Origin of the sequence: Deinococcus rhizophilus, from assembly GCF_030271215.1 — a bacterium.
GTDB classification, from domain to species: domain Bacteria; phylum Deinococcota; class Deinococci; order Deinococcales; family Deinococcaceae; genus Deinococcus; species Deinococcus rhizophilus.
The window spans coordinates 1-18,203 of record NZ_JASNGB010000045.1 but is presented as its reverse complement, the minus strand read 5'-3'; the positions used below and the strand labels follow the sequence as shown (position 1 = coordinate 18,203).

At 69.3% G+C, this 18,203-nt stretch carries 15 protein-coding genes and 1 pseudogene; 9 read left to right on the top strand and 7 right to left on the bottom strand.

The window, feature by feature from the left end:
- A pseudogene (locus QOL99_RS07030) lies at positions 1 to 659 on the bottom strand (N-acetylmuramoyl-L-alanine amidase); the annotation flags it as partial.
- Between the two features lie 131 nt (positions 660 to 790).
- Between QOL99_RS07030 and QOL99_RS07025 the strand changes: the two are divergent.
- From QOL99_RS07025 to QOL99_RS07010, 4 genes are all read left to right on the top strand, one after another.
- The gene (locus QOL99_RS07025; RefSeq protein WP_285522542.1) at positions 791 to 1,579 is read left to right on the top strand and encodes a hypothetical protein; all 789 of its coding nucleotides are present in this window, start codon (positions 791 to 793) and stop codon (positions 1,577 to 1,579) included.
- Positions 1,576 to 2,694: a DNA cytosine methyltransferase gene (locus tag QOL99_RS07020; RefSeq protein WP_285522541.1), complete on the top strand. Its 1,119-nt coding sequence runs from the start codon at positions 1,576 to 1,578 to the stop codon at positions 2,692 to 2,694. Before QOL99_RS07025 ends, QOL99_RS07020 begins: the two co-directional genes overlap by 4 nt.
- Positions 2,695 to 2,750: 56 nt before the next feature.
- Positions 2,751 to 6,752, top strand: coding sequence for a DNA polymerase III subunit alpha (dnaE, locus tag QOL99_RS07015; protein ID WP_285522539.1), 4,002 nt, complete (start codon positions 2,751 to 2,753; stop codon positions 6,750 to 6,752).
- A 63-nt stretch (positions 6,753 to 6,815) separates the two neighbouring features.
- On the top strand, positions 6,816 to 7,748 hold the full coding sequence (locus tag QOL99_RS07010; protein ID WP_285522537.1) for a hypothetical protein: 933 nt from the start codon (positions 6,816 to 6,818) through the stop codon (positions 7,746 to 7,748).
- 61 nt (positions 7,749 to 7,809) lie between these two features.
- Here QOL99_RS07010 and QOL99_RS07005 read toward each other — a convergent pair whose 3' ends face one another.
- From QOL99_RS07005 to QOL99_RS06980, 6 genes are all read right to left on the bottom strand, one after another.
- The gene (locus QOL99_RS07005) at positions 7,810 to 8,889 is read right to left on the bottom strand and encodes a PilT/PilU family type 4a pilus ATPase (RefSeq protein ID WP_285522535.1); all 1,080 of its coding nucleotides are present in this window, start codon (positions 8,887 to 8,889) and stop codon (positions 7,810 to 7,812) included.
- Between the two features lie 46 nt (positions 8,890 to 8,935).
- A complete protein-coding gene (locus QOL99_RS07000) occupies positions 8,936 to 9,397 on the bottom strand; it encodes a DUF488 domain-containing protein (RefSeq protein WP_285522533.1) in 462 nt (153 codons plus the stop codon).
- Positions 9,394 to 9,978, bottom strand: coding sequence for a DinB family protein (locus tag QOL99_RS06995; RefSeq protein WP_285522531.1), 585 nt, complete (start codon positions 9,976 to 9,978; stop codon positions 9,394 to 9,396). The genes QOL99_RS07000 and QOL99_RS06995 overlap by 4 nt, the downstream gene beginning before the upstream one ends.
- A 62-nt stretch (positions 9,979 to 10,040) precedes the next feature.
- Positions 10,041 to 10,622 carry a 5-formyltetrahydrofolate cyclo-ligase family protein gene (locus QOL99_RS06990; RefSeq protein WP_285522529.1) on the bottom strand — a complete coding sequence of 194 codons (582 nt, stop codon included), beginning with the start codon at positions 10,620 to 10,622 and terminating at the stop codon, positions 10,041 to 10,043.
- 17 nt (positions 10,623 to 10,639) lie between these two features.
- Positions 10,640 to 11,521 carry an acyltransferase gene (locus tag QOL99_RS06985; protein ID WP_285522528.1) on the bottom strand — a complete coding sequence of 294 codons (882 nt, stop codon included), beginning with the start codon at positions 11,519 to 11,521 and terminating at the stop codon, positions 10,640 to 10,642.
- Between the two features lie 76 nt (positions 11,522 to 11,597).
- A complete protein-coding gene (locus tag QOL99_RS06980) occupies positions 11,598 to 12,383 on the bottom strand; it encodes an enoyl-ACP reductase FabI (protein ID WP_285522527.1) in 786 nt (261 codons plus the stop codon).
- 92 nt (positions 12,384 to 12,475) lie between these two features.
- Here QOL99_RS06980 and QOL99_RS06975 point away from each other — a divergent pair, with 92 nt between their 5' ends.
- The 5 genes from QOL99_RS06975 to QOL99_RS06955 all read left to right on the top strand — a co-directional run.
- Complete coding sequence (locus QOL99_RS06975; RefSeq protein ID WP_285522526.1) at positions 12,476 to 12,925, top strand: hypothetical protein; 450 nt, start codon at positions 12,476 to 12,478, stop codon at positions 12,923 to 12,925.
- A gap of 48 nt (positions 12,926 to 12,973) precedes the next feature.
- The gene (gene pgeF, locus QOL99_RS06970) at positions 12,974 to 13,756 is read left to right on the top strand and encodes a peptidoglycan editing factor PgeF (protein ID WP_285522525.1); all 783 of its coding nucleotides are present in this window, start codon (positions 12,974 to 12,976) and stop codon (positions 13,754 to 13,756) included.
- Positions 13,753 to 14,253 (top strand): YqeG family HAD IIIA-type phosphatase, encoded by a 501-nt coding sequence (locus tag QOL99_RS06965; RefSeq protein WP_285522524.1) that lies wholly within the window; start codon positions 13,753 to 13,755, stop codon positions 14,251 to 14,253. The genes pgeF and QOL99_RS06965 overlap by 4 nt, the downstream gene beginning before the upstream one ends.
- Positions 14,254 to 14,288: 35 nt before the next feature.
- Positions 14,289 to 16,958 (top strand): type II/IV secretion system protein, encoded by a 2,670-nt coding sequence (locus QOL99_RS06960; RefSeq protein ID WP_285522523.1) that lies wholly within the window; start codon positions 14,289 to 14,291, stop codon positions 16,956 to 16,958.
- Between the two features lie 99 nt (positions 16,959 to 17,057).
- Positions 17,058 to 18,203: type IV pilus twitching motility protein PilT (locus QOL99_RS06955; protein ID WP_285522521.1), on the top strand; the 1,146-nt coding region annotated here is incomplete at its 3' end.

Below are 18,203 nucleotides of genomic sequence, written 5' to 3'. Positions count from 1 at the left end.
AGCGCCGCCCGGTTCGCGGGAGCAACCGTGTCGCCGGGCGGCAGCTGGGCGGCCAGGGCCCTGGGCACCGGCGGGGTGGCCGTCAGCGACAGCGAGGGAACCGTGGGCGTGGTCGCGGTGCGCACCAGCGCCTTGAGAGACGCGCTCGCCCCGCCCGACAGGGTCGGCCCGAACTCCAGAATCAGCACCCGCGACCCGGAGGCCAGGGTCGCCTCGCTGGCCCGCCAGCCGTCGGTCAGCGAGAGCGGAAAGGGGGTGAACAGCGTCACCGAGCCGTTGCCCGCGCGGTACTCGCTCACGCTGGCCCCCAGCCGGGTGGTCACGGCGGGCATCACGCGGGCCCCCTTCACGTCCAGCCGCAGACCCCCGAAAGTGGGGTTGAGCGTGTATGACACGCCCGGCGTCAGGTCGAACACCACCCGCGTCTGCGAGCCGTCACTGCTCGTGCGCGGGGTGCCGAAGGTGGCCTCGGCCGGGGCAGAGGCCGGTGTCGCCGCGGGCCGGGGCGCGGTGGCCGGAGCCGGTGACGTGCCGGGGCGCAGGTTGGGAAGAGACTGGGCGGGCGCCGTCCGCTGGAAGGGGTCGGCCTGCGCCCCCGCCCAGCACCCCGCTACACCGCACCACAAGACGGATGAGAGGAAGATGGTATGCGGCTTCATGTGTGCGTCCACTGTAATACTTAAGAGTGAGAAGCGCGACCTTTGCTGCTCATGAGTGTGGCTAACTGCTCTTTTCAGTTCCCTCCCGGCCTGACCCATTCTGACCGCGGCACCGGGGTAAACTGGTCTGAATGACCGCGATTCCCTCTCTCTGCGCTGACATTTTCATCGCCTGCTGCGAGGCCATGAATCGTCAGGACCTCCTGCGAAAAAGAAGTGCCAGCGACAAAGAGTTCTTCTTTCAGGACTGGATGCGTCAGAGGCTGGCCGAGGTGGTGGGGGACCATTTCAGCGACGTGGGGCGCAACGGCTACCCAGATTTTGTCCTGAGCGGCGCGCCGGAGGGCTACGAACTGAAGGGGCTGGCCTTACCGGGCCGCAAGACCATTGATTCCAACAGCCGATTTCCCCAGCCTGTTCACCAGGGCAGGCGGATTTACTATGTTTTCGGGCGCTATCCCCAGACGCTGGACCTGAATCTGGGCCTTTCGGACCTGCTCATTTGCCACGCCTCGTTTATCAATGCCCATTCCGGGGAGCCGAGGAACCGCAGTTTTCTGGGCTACGGCAGTTACGGCGACCTGCTGCTCCGCGACCGCAAGATGTACGTCTTCCCCCTGCCGTTCTACACGGCGCACGGCACGGCGGGAAACCGCACTCTGATTCTTCCGGCAGCCGTTCCCGCCGATGACCGCCTGGTCTGCGTGGGTGAGTTGGTACGGCGTGAGGTCGACCAACTTGTGGCGGGCTACTCGTTCGAGTTCGGCACCGACACCCTGACGCCCCGGTTTGTTCCCAACCCGGCAGCGGGCCAGGAGCACCGGTTCAGGGCCTACCGGATGGCCGGGCAACCCGGCGACCCCGTGACCCTTGAGGACGCTAGGGCCGTGCTGGCCGAGGCTCTGGCGGAGGGTGCATGACGCCCTACACCGTGCTGAGCCTGTTTACCGGAGCGGGTGGACTGGACCTGGGTTTCGAGCGGGAGGGGTTCCGGCATCTGGAGGGTGTCGAACTCAACGCCTGGGCCGTCCGCACTGTCAGGCACAATCGCCCCGGCTGGAACGTGCGCGAGGCGGATGTGCGCGAGTACGTGCCAGACCTCACCGAACGCCCCGACGTGCTGCTGGCCGGGTTTCCGTGTCAGGGCTTTTCCCTGGGCGGCAACCGGGCCGAACACGATGAGCGCAACACCCTCTACCGTGAGGTCATCCGGGTGGCCCGGCGGGTGCGGCCAAGGATCATCGTTATTGAGAACGTCCTCAACCTCCGCACCATGACCACGCCGGACACCGGGCGTCCCTTCGCGCTTCAGATCGCGGCGGAACTGGAAGACGCTGGATACAGCGTGGTGTTCGACGTGTTCCGGGTTTCGGGGTTCGGGGTGCCGCAGACGCGCCGCCGCTTCATCTTCCTGGCGTTTCTGGGAGGGGCGCCCACCGGGTTTCATCTGCCGCAGCCGGGCAAAGCAGCGACCATCCGGCCCTTTGTATACGACCTCGCGCAGGGACAGTCGGGCGAGAACCTGCCCAATCACGATCCGCTCTGGGGATTTCAGAGCGCCGTCCACCGTGAGACCGGAGAACCCTTCGGAGCGGACGCCGAGGTCGTCCCAGTCCGCTTTTCCCGCACCGCGTCCGATGGGCACCCGGTGCGCTCGTTCGACGAACCGTTTCCGGCGGTGGATACGGCCACGGTGTGGGGCTGGGCACAGGGCAATGTGCGGGCGGCCCGCCACGCCAAAGACCGCCGCACAGAGAAGTTCATCCGGAATCCCGGCGCGGACGTGGCCCTCTGGCGGGTGTCGGCCTCGCGCCTGCGGACCTTCACGCACCGCGAGTATGCCAGGCTTCAGACCTTCCCCGACGACTGGGCCTTCCTGGGGCAGAACCGCCGTGACGTTCAGATGCAGATCGGGAATGCCGTTCCGGTGGAGTTCGCGCGGCGGGTGGCGCGGAACGTCCGTCAGGCGCTGGGCGACCTGGACGCGGGCCGTGCCTTTGTGGACGCTGAAGCGGCGATGGTTTCCCTTTTCTGACCCCGTCAATGCTGGGCGTCACACCGTACCTTCTCGCCTCAACCTAGACTCTGGACATGACCGCCGCCGACGCTGCTCAACCGCCCCTTTCAAGTGGGCACATCCACCTGCCGGACGGCTCCTGCTGCGGACCCAAGAAGTTCGCGCACCTGCACCAGCACACCCAGTACAGCCTGCTGGACGGCGCGGCGAAACTGAAGGACCTGCTCAAGTGGGCCAAGGAGGTCACGCCCGAGGGTTGCGAACCGGCGCTCGCCATGACCGACCACGGCAACATGCACGGCGCGGTGCACTTCTACAACTACGCGACCGGCATGGGCGTCAAACCCATCATCGGCTACGAGGCCTACGTGGTGCCGGGCCTGGGAACCCGCCGCGACCGCACGCGCGGCCAGGACGGAGAAAAGGGCATCTTCCACCTGACCCTGCTCGCCCGCGACTTCGAGGGCTACCAGAACCTCTGCCGCCTCAGCTCGCGCGGCTACACCGAGGGGTACTACTACAAGCCGCGCATCGACCACGAACTGTTGCAGGAGCACCACAAGGGCGTGATCGCCTTTTCCGGCTGCCTGGGGTCGGAGGTGCAGCAGCTTCTGCTCCAGGGCCGCGAGGACGAGGCCAAGCAGAGGTTGCTGTGGTACCGCGACCTCTTCGGGGAGAACTACTTCATCGAGATTCAGGACCACGGCCTGCCCGAGCAGCGGCGGAACAACCCCATCCTGAAGGCGTGGGCGCAGGAACTCGGCATCGGGATGGTCGCCACGAACGATGGCCACTACGTCAAGAAGACCGACGCGACTGCCCACGAGACGCTGCTCGCCATCCAGACCAAGGCGACGCTGGCCGACGAGAACCGCTTCAAGTTCCCCTGCGACGAGTTCTACGTGAAGGGGCTCGACGAGATGCAGGCGGCGCTCCCGGTCTCCGAGTGGGGGGAGGAGCCGTTCGACAACACGGCCTATATCGCGTCCATCTGCAATGTCGACTTGCCCGTCGGCAAGAAGCGCCAGTACCAGATGCCCGCCCTGCCCATCCCCGAAGGCCGCACGATGGCCGAGGAACTGCGGGTGCAGACCTACCGGGGGACGGTCAAGCGCTACCCGGCGCACGCGACCGAGGGGCTGCTGCGCGACTATGCCGTGCGCTCGCTGGAGGCGCTGGGGCCGGAAGACCGGGCAAAGGTTCTGGCCCGCGTGAACGGCTGCGACGCCACGACCTGCGACCTCGAGACGCTGCTGACCCTGCTCGCCTTTCTGGGCAGCGAGTGGGAGGCGCGCGGCAAGGCGGCGGGCGAGAAGTACACGCCCTACCCGGCGCTGGAGGTCATGGAAGCCGAGGCCGGGGCGGGGAGCCTGCCCGCCTACGCCCACGAGGACTGCCGCAAGGCCCGGCGCGGCGACAGCGACACGGCCATCGAACTCGACCCCGGGGACAGCGGCGAGGAGACGACCCGCACCCACCACGCGCACGCCCTCACCGTCCTGCGCCGGGCCGAGTACGAACTCTCGGTGATCAACAACATGGAATTTCCCGACTACTTCCTGATCGTCGCGGATTACATCAACTGGGCCAAGGATCAGGGCATCAGCGTGGGACCGGGGCGCGGCTCGGGCGCGGGGTCGCTGGTCGCCTACGCGATGAGGATCACCAACCTCGATCCCCTGGAGTTCGAGCTGCTGTTCGAGCGCTTCCTGAACCCCGACCGCATCTCGATGCCCGACTTCGACATCGACTTCAACGACGCCCGCCGCGGTGAGGTGATCGGGTACGTGCAGCAGAAGTACGGCGACGACAAGGTCGCCCAGATCGCCACCTTCGGGACGATGGCGAGCAAGGCGTGCCTCAAGGACGTGGCCCGCGTGATGGGCCTGGAATACGCCAAGGTCGACAAGGTCTCCAAGCTCATCCCCATCAAGTTTGGCAAGTCCTACTCGCTGGAGCAGGCGCGGGAAGCGGTGCCCGATATCGCGCAGATGCTCGCGGAGGACGCCCAGCTGCTCGAAGCCTACGAGTTCGCGCAGAAGCTTGAGGGGCTGACCCGGCACGCCTCCGTCCACGCGGCGGGGGTGGTGATCGGCAAGACGCAGCTCACGGACCTTGTGCCCGTGATGCGCGACACCTCCGGCGAGGGCATGGTCTGCCAGTACGACATGAAGGCCGTGGAGGACATCGGCCTGATCAAGATGGACTTTCTGGGGCTGCGGACCCTGTCCTTCCTCGACGAGGCCAAGCGCATCATGCGCGAGTCGAGGGGCATCGAGGTCGACTTCGACCGGGTTCCCTTCGACGACGCCCGGACCTACGAACTGATGAGCCGGGGCGATACCAAGGGCGTCTTCCAGCTCGAAGGCGCGGGCATCGCGGACGCCTCACGCCGCCTCAAGCCCCGGCGTCTGGCGGACATCATCGCCCTCTCCGCGCTCTACCGCCCCGGCCCGATGGAGAACATCCCCACCTACGTGCGCCGTCACCACGGGGTCGAGGAGGTGGACTACGTCAAGGACGGCTTCCCGACCTCGGCGCAGTGGCTGGAGAAGATTCTGGCGGAAACCTACGGCATCCCGGTCTACCAGGAACAGATCATGCAGATCGCCTCGGAGGTCGCCGGGTTCTCGCTGGGCGGCGCCGACCTGCTGCGCCGCGCGATGGGCAAGAAGGACGCGCAGGAGATGCAGCGTCAGCGGCAAATTTTTGTGGACGGGGCGGAGAAGAACGGCGTGCCGCAGGACGAGGGCAACCGGCTCTTTGACCTGCTGGACGCGTTTGCGAACTACGGCTTCAACAAGTCGCACTCGGCCGCCTACGGGGTCATCACCTACCAGACCGCCTGGCTCAAGGCCAATTACCCCGTCGAGTTCATGGCGGCACTGCTCACCGTCGAGCGCCGCGACTCGGACAAGGTGGCCGAGTACGTCAGTGACGCCCGCAAGATGGACGTGCGCGTGCTGCCGCCCGACATCAACCGCTCGGCACCCGACTTCGCGGTGCAGGGCGAGGAGATCCTGTTCGGCCTGTACGCGATCAAGGGGCTGGGCGAGGCGGCGGTGCAGCGCATCCTGGAGGAGCGCCAGCGGGCGGGCGACTTCAAGTCGCTGGCCGACTTCTGCTCGCGGCTGGGCCACAAGGTCTGCAACCGCAAGGCGATGGAGTCGCTGATCAAGTCGGGGGCCTTCGACCGCTTCGGCGAGCGCTGCCAGCTGATGGAGAGTCTGGAAGAGGCGATGGTCTGGGCGCAGGGGGCGGCCGCGATGGCCAGCAGCGGCATGGACGCCCTGTTCGGCATGAGCGAGACCGCACCCGAGCCACGGCTCAAGGTGGGCGTCGAGCCGTACACCGACCTGCAGCGCCTCGCCATCGAGAAAGAATCGCTGGGCCTCTATATCTCCGGGCACCCGCTGGAGCAGCACGAGGGGCTGCGCGAGGCGGCGAGTTGCCGCATCTCGGACCTCGACGCCTGGTTCACCACCCAGAACGTCGCGCCGGGCAAGCGGGTCAAGGCGGTGCTCGCGGGCATGATCGAGAGCGTGGTCAAGAAGCCCACCAAGTCGGGGGGCATGATGGCCCGTTTCATTCTGGCCGACGAGTCGGGGCAGACCGAGCTGGTGGCCTTTTCCCGCGCCTACGACCGCATTCAGGACAAGCTGGTGAACGACACGCCCGCCCTGGTGATCGTGGAACTCGAATCGGAGGACGGCGGCCTGCGGGCCATCGCCGAGGAAGTGGTCAGCACCGAGCAGCTCGCTGAGGTCCCCAAGGTCATGTACGTGACCATCGACCTGGAGACGGCCAGCCCCGACGCGGTCGGTGAGTTCCAGAGCGTGCTGGACGAGCACGCCGGGGCGATGCCGACCTATCTGCGGCTGGAGACGCCCGAGCAGTTCGTGCTGTATCAGCTCGACCACAACATGGGCAGCCCGGAAGCGATCCGGGTGCTCAACCAGACCTTCTCCTGGGCAGATGCCTACCTCGCCTACGACCAGGGCACCATCCTGGGCCGCTTCGCGCCCAAGCCGCCCGCGTGGATGAACAAGCAGGGGGGACGGGGGATGCAGGCCTAGGCTGGGGATCGCCCCGCATTCTTGCCCCCATCCCTATATCGCCCGGTGTACGCTGCCTCCACCATGACACCTCTGCTGACGCCACGTCAGGACCTGGCCCTGCGAGTGCTGGCCGCCGCTGCCCTCGCCCTGTTCGCGGTGTGCGGCGGGCTGGTCTTCTTCCTGCTGCGGGCGTGGGCCGGGATGCCGGAGGACACGCGGGAGATCGGCATTCCCGCCCTGGACCTTTCCCGAATCCTGCCGCACCTCGTGTTGGAGGTGACCCTGGGACTTCTGGCGGGGCTGCTCGCGCTGGGGCTGCTGGGCTTCCGGGCGTGGGCGGCGGGATTGCCGAACGGGGACGACCGGGCAGCGCGGCGGGCCTTCATCGGGGCGACGCAGGGCCTTCGCTGGGTGCTGGGGCTGGGCGTGCTGGCCTTCGTGGGAGTGCGGCTGTGGGCAATGGGGCAACCTCAGCCCACCATGCAGCTGCTCCCCGCCGGGCTGTATGCCTTCATCACGGTGGTGCTGGTTGTCACGCTGACGGGGCCACTGCTGGGACTGCTGTGGCGGGGCTTCGGAGGGCTATCGCGCTGGGCGGGCCGGGTGGGACCGTGGCAGAGGCAGCCTGGACCCTCGGGGGCGCTACACCGGGCCTTGCGGGACGCGACCTCGCCCCTGAAGTACGCCGCCGCGCTGCTGCTGGGGCTGGGCCTGTGGATGCTGCCCGCGACCCTGTTCCGGGTAACCACCTCCGCGTACTTCATCACCGACTTCGACGGGGTGCTGGCCGGGCAGCTGCAGCCCATGATCGCCGTGCTGGTGGGCCTGTTGCTGACCACCGGGCTGACCCTGGTGCTGTGGCGCTCGCTGGCGCGGCAGGTGTGTCACGCGCTGGACGAGCAGCGCAGCCTCGTCTCCGAACTGATCTACCGCTCCCCGGTGGCCGACGTGGACCGCACCGTCCGCGAGACGCCCGCGTCCGTGCTGCGCCGGGCGGTGCGGCCTCCGTACTGACCACCTCCATGTAAGCCCGGCACGCCCTGACGTTGGACATGCCGGGTCTTTGGACTCAGGCTCAGGCGAACTGCGCCTTCATCAGCATGATCTTCAGCTCGTGCGGGCTGGTGGCGGTCTGCATGGCGTCTTCCTCGGTCATCAGCCCCTCGCTCACCAGCTGGGCGAGGTGCTGGTCGAAGGTGTGCATTCCCCGCGCTCCGCCCTCCAGCAGGGCCTGCTTGATCTCGTCGGTGCGCTCGGGGTCCTTGACGCACTCGCGGACGGTGGGCGTGCCCAGCAGAATCTCCATGCCCAGCACCCGCCCGCCGCCCTTGCGGGGCAGCAGGCGCTGACTGACCACCCCGACGAGGCTCTCGGAGAGGCCCAGCCGGATCTGGTCGCGCTCGTGCGGGGCGAAGAAGTCGATGATGCGGTTGACCGTGCGAATCGCGTCCTGGGTGTGCAGGGTCGAGAAGACGAGGTGCCCGGTCTGCGCGGCCGAGAGCGCAGCCTCCACCGTCTCCTTGTCGCGCATCTCGCCGATCAGGATCACGTCGGGGTCCTGACGCATCGCCGCCCGCAGCCCCGCCGCGAAACTCAGGGTGTCGGTGCCCAGTTCGCGCTGCGAGACGAGCGCCCGCTTGTCGCGGTGCAGGATCTCGATGGGGTCTTCCAGCGTGACGATGTTGACCGGGCTGGTCGCGTTGATGTGGTCGATCAGGGAGGCCAGCGTGGTCGTCTTGCCCGACCCGGTCGGCCCGGTCACCAGCACCAGCCCGCGCTCGTGGCCCGCGAGTTCCTCGAAGGTGCCCAGCGGCAGGCCGAGGTCCGCGAAGCCGGGAATGGGCTTGTCCTCGATCACGCGCATGATCAGGCCCACCGTGCCGCGCTGGTAGTAGGCGTTCACCCGGAAGCGGGCCACGCCGGGCACCCCGTAGGCAAAATCGGCGTCGCGCCGGGCCAGGAATTCTTCCCACAGGCCAGGCCGCCCCATCATCTCCTGGGCAAAGACCTCGACGTGCTCGGGCAGCAGCCGGTCTTCGCCGAAGCGCACGATCTCGCCGTTCACCCGCGCGGCGGGGGCACTCCCGGCCCGCAGGTGAATGTCACTGGCTCCGGCCTTCACGATCACGCCCAGGAGGGCTTGCAGCACGCTCATCGCCGCCCAGCGTAGAGCAGAGGCTCTTACAGCTTTCTACGCCGTTTCAGGGCCTGCGCCCCGGAATGTCGAGGTCCACCACGTCGCCCACCCGCCCCAGCGCCCGCAGCCGCGCCGCGATCAGCGAGCGGTGACAGGTGGTGGGATCGGCCTCGTAGCACAGCAGGGCCACCCGCTCCCGCGCGGCGAGGTCGCCCAGGTCCTCCAGCGCCTCGCCCTGGGTGGCGAGGTGCAGGGTGTAGGCCGCTTCCAGGGCGCGGAAATCGTGGTCGAGCTTGTACGCCTTGCGCACCGGCGGCGGCGTGCCCAGTGCCCGCAGGTGGCGGTAGCCGATGCCGCGCTCTGCCAGGGCCTGCGCGAGCGCCGTCTTGCTGTAGCCCCGGCGGCGGCTCTGGGCCCGCTCCCGCGTGTCCACGAGCAGGGTCACGCCCGCCGCCTCCAGGGTGGCGAGAAAGGCATCCAGGTCGGCGCCCTCGTAACCCACCGTCCAGAGGCGGGGCGGGGTCATTCGCCCAGGGCTCTGGCTTCCTTGGCCCCGCGCAGCTTGCGGCTCTCCCCGTCGGCGTGCTGGGTGAGGTAGCGCAGCCAGCCCTTGGGGGTCAGCGGCCCCAGCCCGTTGTGCTCGACGGTGGTGCCCTCGGCGGGGGGGGAAGCGTTCAGGCGCCGGGCGAGGTCCACCGTCCGCGAGCGGGTCTGGGAGAGCAGGTCGCGCAACTCGCGCAGGGAAACACCCGCGCCGGGCTTGTAGGGGTGGTGGTCGTCCCGCACGAACTCGCGCTCGCCCAGCGCTGCGCGCAGCCGCTCCTGGCCCCAGCGCTCGATGCCGATGACGTGGGTCAGCACGCCCCGGTTGGCCGGGGTATCGGCGGCGCGGCCCGCCCGCTGGAAGAGGGCGATCCCGGCCCGCTCCAGCCCCTGCGCGAGTTCCGCGTAGCTCTGGCGGGCGGCGGGGCGCTCCAGGGCCTGCGCCACGAACAGTTCCTTCACGTCGTCCTTGCGGTAGCGGGCGACATAGGCGGCCCCGGCGGCCACCCCGACGGTCGCCACGGTGACGACGGCGGGCACGAAGACTTTGCTGCGCTTGGTCATGGACTCAGTCTAATGACTCCGGTGGCCGTGTTCGTCGGCCACCCGAGCGGAGCGAGCAGGAGTCAGCCCCCGCCCGGAAGCGGATCACCGGGTGCCGCCGTCACCACCCTTCCCGGCCCCCCGATCAGCCGCACCCGCGAGTCCGGCGGGCACGGCAGCGCGTCCCAGAGCATCAGCGGGTGCGCCAGCGTGTGCTCGGGCAGGCCGAGGCCCAGGCCCCGTGCCCCCCACCCGAAGCCCTTGCCCAGCCGCCCACCCGCGCGGTCTGCGGCGACGCAGGCGAGGACGGCGGCCCCGGCCCCTTCTGGCTTCAAGCTGGGTTCGCCCACCCGCGCCATCGCCCGCAGCTGCGCCCCCGCCGGGTCGGTGAGCCGCCAGTACCATCCCTCCCGCGTCTGGTGCGGCACGTAGAGGGTCACGCCCGAGGCCAGCGCGAGCTTGCGCAGCGGGTACAGCACCCGGTCGCCGCCCACGATCAGCGTGCGGTGCCGGGCGACCTCCGGGTGTGAGAGCAGCGCCCGCGCCGCCCCCGCCGCCCCGATGAAGTTGGGATGGTGGCCGTGGGGCGGCAGCGGGTACGCGCAGGCCCGCTCGCGCATCAGCCGCGTCCAGACGGCCTCGCGGTGGGCACCGGGGAGGGTCACGGGATCACGGTCAGGCGCTAGAGGAGGTCGCCCTCGCCCGGCAGGCGGCTCTGGTTGGGGGTGGGGTCGGGAAAGTGCGGGTTGGCCTTGCGCCCGCCGTCGTGCGGGTAGGTGCGCGAGTCCACCGCGTACGCCTCCGGCCGGGCGCGGTCCTTGAAGCGGGTCACGCGGGCGGGCAGCCCCATCGCGATCCCGTGCGGCGGGATGTCCCCGCGCAGCAGGGCGTGGGTGGCGAGCATGGCGTCGTCGCTGACCACGCTGCCCGCCAGGACGGTCGAGTGGTAGGTGATCCGCGCCCCGCGCCCGATCACGGTCCTCCGCAGGGTCACGTCCGGGCCGTCCAGCACCGAGTGCGTGTGGCTGTAGATGTTCACGTAGTCGCTGACCGAGGCATGGTCGTGGAGCTCGATCCCGCCGATGTCATCCAGCAACACGTGGCGGTGAACGACCACGCCATGACCCACCTCCATGTTGTAGCCCACGCTGAATTCCACGTTCTGCCAGCATTTGAAGTCGCGCCCCACCCGCCGGAAGATGTGCCCGGCGAGAATCCGGCGGACCGGAATCCCGGTCACCGGGTTCTGCCCGACCGGCGTGAGGTCGAGGTTCTTCCACAGCCACAGCAGCGGCTTGACGCGGGCAAACTGCTCGGTATCGGTCACCATGTAGTACTCGGCCTCGAAGGTCACGTTCCGCGCGTCAAGGTTCAGGGCCGCAATGGGCGCGTCCGCGAGGAGTTGCCCGTACTCGCGCCCGTACATCGCCTGCGCCAGCACCTCGCGGGCCACCACGTTGCGGTCGGTCGCCGGGTCCGCGAGCCTGGATTCCAGGTCCCGCAGAAACTCGTTATACGCGGCCTGCGCGTCTCCATCGATGCTCACCGGCTTCAGCCACGTCACGCCCGCCACTGTAGCGCGTGGGCCGGGGGCCACTGTGGGAAGTAAAGCAGGGTTGAAGCCGGGCGCGGCGGGGGGGTCACTCCAGCCGCATGGTCATGATGTTCGCCCCGGCGTCCACATAGACCGTCTGCCCGGTCACGCCGCTGCCCAGGTCCGAGAGCAGGAAGAGGGCCAGCTTGCCCACCTCCTCGGGGGTGGCGTGGCGGCCCAGGGCGGCGCGGCGTCCGGCCTCGTCGTACAGGCCGCTGAAACCGGGGATAGAGCGGGCCGCGACCGTCCGCATCGCCCCGGCGCTGATGGTGTTGACCCGCACGTCCGCCTTGCCCAGGTCAGCGGCAAGGTAGCGGGTGGCCGCCTCCAGCGCCGCCTTCGCCACGCCCATCACGTTGTACTTGGGCACGACCTGCTGCGAGGCGTGGTAGGTCAGGCTGATGACGCTCCCGCCGGGGCGCAGCAGAGGCTCGGCGTGGCGGGCCGCGCTGACCAGCGTGTAGGCGCTCACGTTCAGGGCGGTGTTCCAGTCCTCCGGCGTGGTGGCGATAAAGCGGCCCTCCATCGCGGGGCGCGGCGCGTAGGCGATGGAATGCACGAGGTAGTCGAGGTGCCCGAATTCCTCCCGCACGCGGGCAAACAGCGCCGTCATCTCCTCCTCGCTGGTCGCGTCGGCCTGCTGGGTCCACACGCCCCCCCGCCCCACGAGCAGCTTGTCGAGTTCGGCCTTGAGGCGCTCGCCCTGGTAGGAGAATCCCACCCGGCACCCGGCCTGGAGAAGGGGTTCGGCGATGGCCCAGCCCAGGCTGCGGGCATTCGCCACGCCCATCACCAGGGCCGTCTTGCCGGAGAGGTCAATCGTCAGACTCATGGGGGGGACTGTAGCAACGAGGGGGGGGTGCGGGTTGGAGTGGGTGCAAAAGTGGCCAGGCCGCCCTCGCCGGACACACCTATACTCCAGCCATGCGTCGCTCCCTCTGGCTTCCCCTGGCCCTGCTGCTGGCCCTGCCCGCCTGCTCGCAGCCCCTGCGGAGTCCCATTCCCGACTCGGTAGTCTGCATCCCGACGGGCCGGGAGCGCACGGTGAGCGGAGGCGGGACGGTCACCCTGCACCCCGGCGAGACCCGCGAGGTCACCCTATCGGTGCTGGTCAATGGTCAACCCAACCAGGGCGAAGTGAGTTTTATACGCTCTAGCTCTGCTCCGGGGGCACTCTTCACGGGGGGCGTGATTCAGCCCGTTGACGTGTTGCGCGATTCGCTGAGCTTCAGCGGTCCCCAGGTCACGGTGCGGGTGCGGGTGCCTGAGACGGCCCGGCCCGGTACCTCTTCCTTTGGGGTGATCACGCGTGCCCAGGGAGCACAGTGCCGGACCGGATCACTCACCATTGAGATGACGGTCCTGGCCCCCTGACCCCTCCACACCCCCGCCGGGGGTACACCCGTCAGACTTCGGTGAGACATGCGCCCCGATACTGACCCCCTGATGTTCCTGCGTTCCCCCGCCTTGCCGCTGCCCCACGCGTTCACCACGCGGGCGGGCGGCGTGTCGCTGGGGGCTTATGCAGGCCTGAACCTCGACGACCGTGAGGACGACCCGCAGGCCGTGGCCGAAAACCGCCGCCGGGTGGCCGAGGCCCTGGGCTTCGCCCCCTCGCAGGTGGCCCGGCTGAATCAAGTTCATGGCACCGACGTGCGCGAGGCGCAGCCCGGCGTGCAGGACGGCGACGCGCTGGTGAGCAACGAGCCGGGCCTGCTCCTCGCCATCGGGACCGCCGACTGCTATCCCATCCTCCTCGCGGACGTGGAGGCGGGCGTGGTGGGGGCCGCGCACGCGGGCTGGCGCGGCACCCTGGGCCGCATCGCCGCCCGCACGGTGGAGGCGATGGTGGAGCGGGGGGCGAACCCGGCGAACATCCGCGCCGCCGTCGGCCCCGGCATCTGCGGCGAGCGGTACGCGGTGGGCGCGGACGTGGCCCGGCAGTTCCGGGACGCCGGGCTGGGGGCCCATATGTTGGAGGGCAGTGTGCTGGAGCGGCCCGGCGGTCCCCACCTCGACCTCGCCGGGGCGAACCGGGCGGTGCTACTCGCGGCGGGCGTGACCCCGGGGCACCTCTGGGTCAGCGGGCGCTGCTCCACCGAGGCCGACTTCTACTCCTACCGCCGCGACGCGGGCCGCACCGGGCGGATGTGGGCCGTGATCGGGCTGCCGGACCCGTCCGCTGGGCTGGGGGTGGACGCGTGAGCCTGCTGCGTCCCCGCGACGTGCTGCCCCACGTCCACGACATCACCCCCGAGTTCCTGGCGGCGCGGGGGTTGCGCGGGCTGCTGCTCGACCTCGACAACACGCTGATTCCCTACGGCAGCTACGAGGAACGGGCCGACGTGATGGCCTGGGTCGCGGAGCTGCGCCGCTCGGGCATCCGGCTGTACCTCCTGAGCAACGCGACGGGCAGGCGGGCCCGCTTCTGGCTGGACAAACTCGGCTTCGAGGGCGTCGGCATGGCGGGCAAACCCAATCCCCGCGCGTTCCGGCAGGCGCTGGGCAAGCTCGGGCTGCCGCCCCATCAGGTCGGCATGGTGGGCGATCAGGTCTTTACCGACATTCTCGGCGGGAACCTCGCGGGGATGCACACCATCCTCGTCTACCCGCTGGCCGACAACGCCCTGCCGCACACCCGCGTGACCCGCAAGCTCGAACGCGCGGTCCTCAAACGCTACGGACACGACTGGCGGGCCTAGCCCCGCTTTCCCCACCCCCACCCCCAGGAGACACAGTGGCACTTTCTATCGGCGACCGGAGACTCGGAGCGATTCTGCTCGAACAGGGCTATGTCAGCGACACCGAACTGCAAAAGGCGCTGGTCCGGCACGCCGAGGTCGGCGGGCGGCTGGCCGACATCCTGATCGACTCCGGGCAGGTCGGCGAGAAGCGCATCGCGCGGGCCATCGAGGAAGCGCTGGGCATCCCGCTGGTCAACCTGCTGGTGATCACGCCGGAGGCGGGGGCGGTGGGGGCGGTGCGGGCGCAGACCGCGCAGCGGGTGGCGGCTTTCGCGTTCGCGCGGGAGGGAGACACCCTGCGGGTGGCCTTTGTGGACCCGCTCTCCAGCCTCGCCATCGAGGCGCTGGAGGACGACTCGGGGCTGAACATCGAGCCGTATCAGGCCCTGCGCGATCAGGTGCTGTGGGCGATCGCCACCTACTATCCCGAACTCGGGCTGGACGTGGCCCTGCCCGGCGAGGAGGGCGGCGACGCGAACGGCGGGCAACTGGGCCGCCTGCTCACCACGCGCGGGCTGGTCACCGACGCGCAGCTGCAGGTGGCGCTCGACGCCCAGCAGCAGACCGGGGAATCGCTGGGGGCCACGCTGGTCGCCCAGGGGGCCCTGACCGAGGAGCGGCTGTACGAGGTGCTGGCCGAGCAGGCGGGCACCCCCTACCTGCCCGACACGCGGGGCCTGCAGCCTCCGGAGGACGTGCTGGGAGCGCTGCTGCGCCCGGACGCCCTGCGGCTCTCGGCCGTGCCCGTCGAGGAGACGGCGGCGGGCGTGACGGTCCTGACCAGCGATCCGCGCCGCCGCGAAGAACTGGAGGCCCTGATCGCCCGCCCGGTGAGCCTGATTCTGGCCCGCCCGCGCGACGTCGAGGCCCTGATCGAACGCTGTTACCCGCAGCGGGCCCGGCTGGGCGAACAGATGGTGCAGCAGGGCACGCTCTCGCGGGCGCAACTGCGCGAGGCGCTGCAGGTGCAGGCCCGTGGCGGCAAGGTCAAGCCGCTGGGCGAGGTGATCGTGGAGCTGGGCTTTGCCACTCCCGGCGACATCGACACGGCGCTGCAAAAGCAGAACGCGGGAGGCGGGCGGCTGGAAGACACGCTGGTGCAGTCGGGCAAGCTCAGCCCCGAGATGCTGGCCCGGTCGCTGGCCGCGCAGCTGGGCTACGAGTACCTCGACCCCCTCCAGAACCCGCCCGACGCGGCGGTGGCCCTGCTGATCCCCGAGGCGACCGCCCGGCGCTACGGGGTGGTCCCGGTGCGGCTGCAGGGCGAGGCGCTGATCGTCGCGATGAAGGACCCGCGCAACGTGTTCGCCCTCGACGACCTCAAGCTGATCGCGGGCCGCGAGATCATCCCCGCCGTGATGGCGGAAAAAGACATCACCCGGCTGCTGGAGCGCTACCACGGCAACAAGGACATGGCGGCGCTCAACCAGAAGCTCGCCGCCGAGAGCAAGGCGCGGGAATCCAAGCGCGAGGAGGTCGACCTCAATGCCGGGCTCGACGACAACGCGGTCGTGCGGGTGGTCGACCAGATTATCCGCGAGGCCGCCCTGCAAGACGCGTCGGACATCCACATCGAGCCCACCCAGATCTCGCTGCGGGTGCGCTACCGCATCGACGGGGTGCTGCGCGAACAGCCCGAGCTGCCGCGCGGCAGTGCCCAGAGCGTGCTGGCCCGCATCAAGATCATGGGCAACCTCGACATCTCGGAGCGGAGGTTGCCGCAAGACGGCCGCGTGCGCTTCAAGAAGGGCTCCATCGACATCGACCTGCGCCTTTCTACCCTGCCCACCGTGTACGGCGAGAAGGCCGTGATGCGCCTCTTGCAAAAGGCCGAGAACATCCCCGAGGTCGAGCAGCTCGGTTTTTCGGCGCACAACTTCCAGCGGTATCTGGACGTGATCGAGAAGCCCAACGGCATCTTTCTGGTCACCGGGCCGACGGGGTCGGGCAAGTCCTTTACCAGTTTTTCCACCCTCAAGCGCATCGCCCGGCCCGAGAAGAACACCACGACCATCGAGGACCCCATCGAGTACGAGATTCCGGGCATCGTGCAGTCGCAGGTGAACTCGGTGGCGGGAATGACCTTTGCCCGGGCGCTGCGGGCCTTCCTGCGCCAGGACCCCGACATCATCTTCGTGGGGGAGATCCGCGACACCGAGACGGCCAAGATTGCCACTGAAGCGGCGCTGACCGGGCACCTGGTGCTGGCGACCCTGCACACCAACGACGCGCCGGGGGCGATCACCCGTCTCGACGAGATGGGCGTGGAGCCCTTCAACATCTCGGCGTCGGTGATCGGGGTGCTGGCGCAGCGGCTGGTGCGGCGGGTCTGCACCGAGTGCCAGCAGCCCACCAACGCCGACCCCGACGTGCTGCGGCGGCTCGGCATCGGGGAGGAAGAGGTGCGCGGGGCCTCGCTGGTGCGCGGCGCGGGCTGCCCCCGCTGCGGCGGCACCGGCTACAAGGGCCGCATGGGCATCCACGAGCTGATGGTGATCGACGACCCCCTGCGCCGCGCCATCGGGGCCGGACAGACCGCCGCCGAACTGCGCGACGTGGCCCTGGGCGAGAGCGGCATGAAGACGCTGCGCCGCGACGGCATCGAAAAGGCGCTCGCGGGCCTGACCACCCTCGAAGAAGTGCTGGCGGTGACGGCGGGATAGGGGCCGCCAGCGTCCAGCGGCCAGCCCTCCACTGCCTACTGCCCACTCCCCACTCCCCACTGACCTCCACCCGCCACCCTCCACCCGCCGAGGTACCCCATGACCCAAGCTGCCCCCGACATCACCGACATCCTGCGCTTCGCCGCCGAGAAGGGCGCGTCCGACATCATCCTGACCGTGGGGCTGGCGCCGCAGTTCAAGCTCAGCGGCAACTACGAGACGCAGCAGGGGATGGCGCCCCTGGCCGCGACCGAGACCCGCAAGCTGATGTATTCGATGATGAACGAGCGCCAGCAGCGTACCTTCGAGGAAAAGCGCGAGCTGGACTTCTCGTTCGCGCTGGGCGAGAAGGCCCGCTTCCGCGTGAACGCCTTTATGCAGCGCGGCTTTGTGGGCGGCGTGATGCGCCTGATTCCCACGACCATCCGCAGCGCCCAGGAGATGGGCCTGCCGCAGAACATCACCGACATCGCCAACGCGCCGCGCGGACTGGTGCTGGTGACCGGGCCGACGGGCTCGGGCAAGTCGACCACGCTCGCGGCGATGATCGACCACATCAACGTGACCAAGCGGCTCCACATCGTAACCATCGAGGACCCCATCGAGTTCATGCACTCGCACAAGCAGAGCATCGTCAACCAGCGCGAGATCGGCTCGGACACCATGAGCTTCGCGGACGCGCTGCGGGCCTCCTTGCGGCAGGCCCCCGACGTGATCCTGGTGGGCGAGATGCGCGACTACGAGACCATCCGCGCCGCCGTCACCGCCGCCGAGACCGGGCACCTGGTGATGGGCACCCTGCACACCAACTCGGCGCCCGAGTCCATCGACCGCATCGTGGACGTGTTTCCCGAAGAGCAGCAGGAGCAGATCCGGGTGCAGCTCGCGGGCAACCTCGTCGCGGTGATGACCCAGCAGCTGCTGCCCCGCGCGGACGGCCCGGGGCGGGTGCTGGCCTACGAACTGCTGATCGCCAATCCCGCCGTCCGGGCGCTGATCCGCGAGGGCAAGACCTACCAGATCGTTTCCACCATGCAGACGGGGGCGCGGGAGGGCATGGTCACGATGGACGCCTTCCTGGCGAACCTGTACCGCCGCCGGGTGATCTCCTACGAGACGGGCGTGGCCCGCGCGGTGGACCCCAAGGAGTTCGCCCGCCTCGCCAACGACCCGAACGCGGGGGTGGGCGGCGCGAGCTACACGCCGCCGACGGCTCCGGCGGCGCCTGCCCCCGCCCAGCCCGCA